Origin of the sequence: uncultured Amnibacterium sp. (assembly GCF_964244015.1) — a bacterium.
Lineage (GTDB): Bacteria > Actinomycetota > Actinomycetes > Actinomycetales > Microbacteriaceae > Amnibacterium.
In genome coordinates, this window is the sequence record NZ_CAXTHO010000137.1 from 4,019 (window position 1) to 7,151 (window position 3,133).

Genomic DNA, 3,133 nt, shown 5'->3' on the forward strand with positions numbered 1-3,133 from the left:
CGCGAGCGCCGCCGGTGACCAAGGCGGCGCGTCCGGTCAGGTCGAAGGGGCTCACGGCCGCATCATCGTCCGCGCACCCCTCCGACAGCTTGGTCGTGCTGCCGGGCCGGCTCCTGCTCCCGGGCAGGCGCCTCGATCGGCGGCACGGCGAGCGGTAGCCGGAGGCGCAGCACCGCGCCCGGCAGGTCGTCCGCCGCGGGGTCGGCGAAGGCGAGCGTGCCGCCGTGCGCAGCCACGAGCCCGCGCGCGATCGGCAGCCCGAGCCCCGCTCCGCCGGTCCCGGCCGACCGTCCCGGATCGAGCCGCACCAGGCGCTCGAACACCAGCTCGCGGGCGGCCTCGGCCACGCCCGGCCCGTCGTCCGACACGCTGATCTCGAGGTCGTCTCCATCGATCCGGGTCCGGAGGAGTACACGTCCCGCGCCGGCGTTCCCGGCGTTGCCGATCAGGTTCGCGAGCACCTGGTCGAGCCGCTCCCGGTCGATCGCCACCTGTGTCTCCGGGCCCGCGACCGCGACGGTCGGCCCTCCCCTCCGGCCGGCCGCACGTCCTGCGGCGTCGCGGAGCACCGGCCCGATCGGCTGCGGCGTGGTCTGCACCTGCAGCGCCCCGAGCCGTGACACGAGCAGCAGGTCGTCGACGAGGCGCCCGGCCCGCCGCGCCTCCCGCACGATCGCGACGGTGACCCGGTCGCGCTCGTCGTCGTCGAGCGGCTCGCGGATCAGGCGCTCGGCGCCCGCGGAGACCCCGGCGAGCGGTGTGCGCAGCTCGTGCGACGCGTCGGACAGGAACCGGCCGAGCTGGTCGGCGGCGTCCGCGGCGCGCCGCTCCGCTCCCTCCAGCTCCTCCAGCATCGCGTCGAACTGGACCGCGGCGCGGCCCAGGTCCGTGCTGGGGTCTCGCGGGGAGAGCCGTCGCCCGCGCCCGCCGTCGGCGGTCTCCCGCGCTGCGGCCGTCAGGGCGCCGAGCGGGCGCATCGCGCGGCGCAGCACGACCGGCAGGAGGATCGCCGCGAGCGCGATGGCGGCGAGGCTCGCGATCGTCATGATCATGCGGAACCGCAGCAGCGCCGCGTCGATCTCGGTGCTGACGTCGGTGAGTACGAGCTGCACCCCCGGCCGCAGGGTCTGGGTGGCGACGAGCCGCCCCTGCTCCTGCGTGACGACGACGCTCGGATCGGCGGCAACCCGAGGAGCGGGCGGTCTGCCCCTCCTGCCCTGCGGCGGCGCCTGGGGGGTCCCCACCACGATGGTGCCACCGGAGGAGTCGTGCACCTCGGCGCGGATCCCGGCGATGCTCAGGCGGTCCGCGATGGACTGGTCGGACAGCCCGGTGAGCTCGGGGGCGAGCGCGGCGACCGAGACGAGTCGCTGCTGCTGCTCACCCTTCAGCACCGCGCCGAGCGCGAGGTCGACGCCGACCCCGACGACGAGCAGCAGCACCGCCAGCACACCGACCGCCCACAGGACGACCCGGCGGCGCAGGGACGGCGTCCTCATGCCGCCACCGATCCGCCGGCCGGGCGCAGCACGTAGCCGAATCCCCGGACCGTGTGCACGATGCGCGGGCCGTGCAGCTCGAGCTTCCTGCGCAGCGCGCTCATGTGCACCTCGACGAGGTTCGCGTCGTAGTCGTCGTAGCCCCAGACCTGCGTCAGCAGCTGCGTCTTGGAGAGGATCCGCCCGCGCTCGTGCGCGAGGTAGGTGAGCAGCCGGTACTCGGTCGCCGTCAGGTCGAGCGTCGTGCCCGCGCGCACCGCCTCCGCGCTCTGCTCGTCGATCACGAGGTCGCCGAGATCGAGGGTCGCCGGGACCCGGCCGAGGCGGCGCAGCACGGCGCGCACCCGGGCGACGAGCTCCTCCACGATGAACGGCTTCACGACGTAGTCGTCGGCGCCGAGCCCGAACCCGGCGAGCCGATCGGCGCCGGCGTCCCGCGCGGTGACGAAGATCACGGGCAGGTCGCGGTCGCGCCGCAGCGACCGCGCGAGCGCGAACCCGTCGGCCGTGCCCGGCAGCGTCACGTCGAGCAGCGCCAGGTCGGGGCGGAAGTCGTCGACCTGCGAGGCCAGATGCGTGCCGTCGGACCGGGCCAGCACGACGGACCCGTCCCGGACGAGCGCAGCGGCGACGGACTCGCGGATGAGGGGATCGTCCTCGACGATGAGCACGCGGGCGGGAGAGGTCATCCTCCGACCATGACCTCGCCGGCTGAAGCGGGACTGAAGCGACCTTGGAGTCGGCGATGCATTCCCGAAGAGCGTGGAGGCTGAGGCGTTCCTGAAGCCGGTGGCCGCTTCAGGTGCGCTTCAGCGGCGCCCCGTGATCTGGATCCAGCCGCACGCTGCGGCGCAGATCGAAGGAGACCCTGATGAAGTCGTTCACGAGGACCACCCGCCGAGCAGTGCTCGTCAGCTGCGTCGCCGGCGCAGCGGTGATCGGCGCAGTCGGCGCCGGCACCGCCGCGTTCGCCGACGGTGCCCCGAGCCCCAGCACCTCGCAGTCGGCGTCCACCGACACCACCGGCACCACCGGCACGGCCGCGGCCCCGGAGGGCGGCCCGGCCGCGGGCCCGGAGCACGGCAAGCACGAGCCGCACATCGGCGGGACGGTGCTGACCGCCAGCGGCAGCACCGTGACCGTGCAGGACCGGGACGGTTTCACCCGGACCGTCACGCTCGCCGACGGCGCGACCGTCACGAAGGACGGCGCGTCCTCCACCGCCGCCGCGATCACGACGGGCGCCCACATCGAGGCGACCGGCTCGGTGGCCTCGGACAAGACCACGCTGACGGCGACCGCGGTGCGCATCGGCGAGCCGACCCCGCCGAAGGGTGGCCCCGGCGCTCCCGGCGGCCCCCGCGGCGGCAAGCACGACCGGGGCGACGCCCCGACCCCGCCGAAGGGCGCCCCCGCCGATGCTCCGACCGATGCCCCGACCGGCGCCCCGGCTGATGCTCCGACCGGCGCCCCCACCGGCGCTCCGACCGCGGCGCCGACCCCCTCCATCGGCTCCTGAGCGGAGCGCGGCCTTGCCACTCGACGCCCTTTCCGCGACCGGAACAGGGCGCCGAGTGGCAAGGCCGCTGTGGGGTGTCGGTCAGTCGCCCGCGACGAGGTCCGGCTGGAGGTCG

The 3,133-nt window shown here is 75.3% G+C and carries 3 protein-coding genes; 1 reads left to right on the forward strand and 2 read right to left on the reverse strand.

What is annotated here, in order from left to right:
- Nucleotides 1-62: 62 nt before the first annotated feature.
- Together ACFE67_RS13055 and ACFE67_RS13060 are read right to left on the reverse strand one after the other, a co-directional pair.
- A complete protein-coding gene (locus ACFE67_RS13055; protein WP_375407311.1) occupies nt 63-1,499 on the reverse strand; it encodes a sensor histidine kinase in 1,437 nt (478 codons plus the stop codon).
- Complete coding sequence (locus tag ACFE67_RS13060) at nt 1,496-2,188, reverse strand: response regulator transcription factor (RefSeq protein WP_375407312.1); 693 nt, start codon at nt 2,186-2,188, stop codon at nt 1,496-1,498. Before ACFE67_RS13060 ends, ACFE67_RS13055 begins: the two co-directional genes overlap by 4 nt.
- A 182-nt stretch (nt 2,189-2,370) precedes the next feature.
- Here ACFE67_RS13060 and ACFE67_RS13065 point away from each other — a divergent pair, with 182 nt between their 5' ends.
- Nucleotides 2,371-3,018 carry a hypothetical protein gene (locus tag ACFE67_RS13065; protein WP_375407313.1) on the forward strand — a complete coding sequence of 216 codons (648 nt, stop codon included), beginning with the start codon at nt 2,371-2,373 and terminating at the stop codon, nt 3,016-3,018.
- Nucleotides 3,019-3,133: the final 115 nt, after the last annotated feature.

Coding starts and splice junctions, on each gene's coding strand:
- ACFE67_RS13055 (WP_375407311.1), bottom strand. CDS start 1,499: ATGAGGACGCCGTCCCTGCGCCGCCGGGTCGTCCTGTGGGCGGTCGGT.
- ACFE67_RS13060 (WP_375407312.1), bottom strand. CDS start 2,188: ATGACCTCTCCCGCCCGCGTGCTCATCGTCGAGGACGATCCCCTCATC.
- ACFE67_RS13065 (WP_375407313.1), top strand. CDS start 2,371: ATGAAGTCGTTCACGAGGACCACCCGCCGAGCAGTGCTCGTCAGCTGC.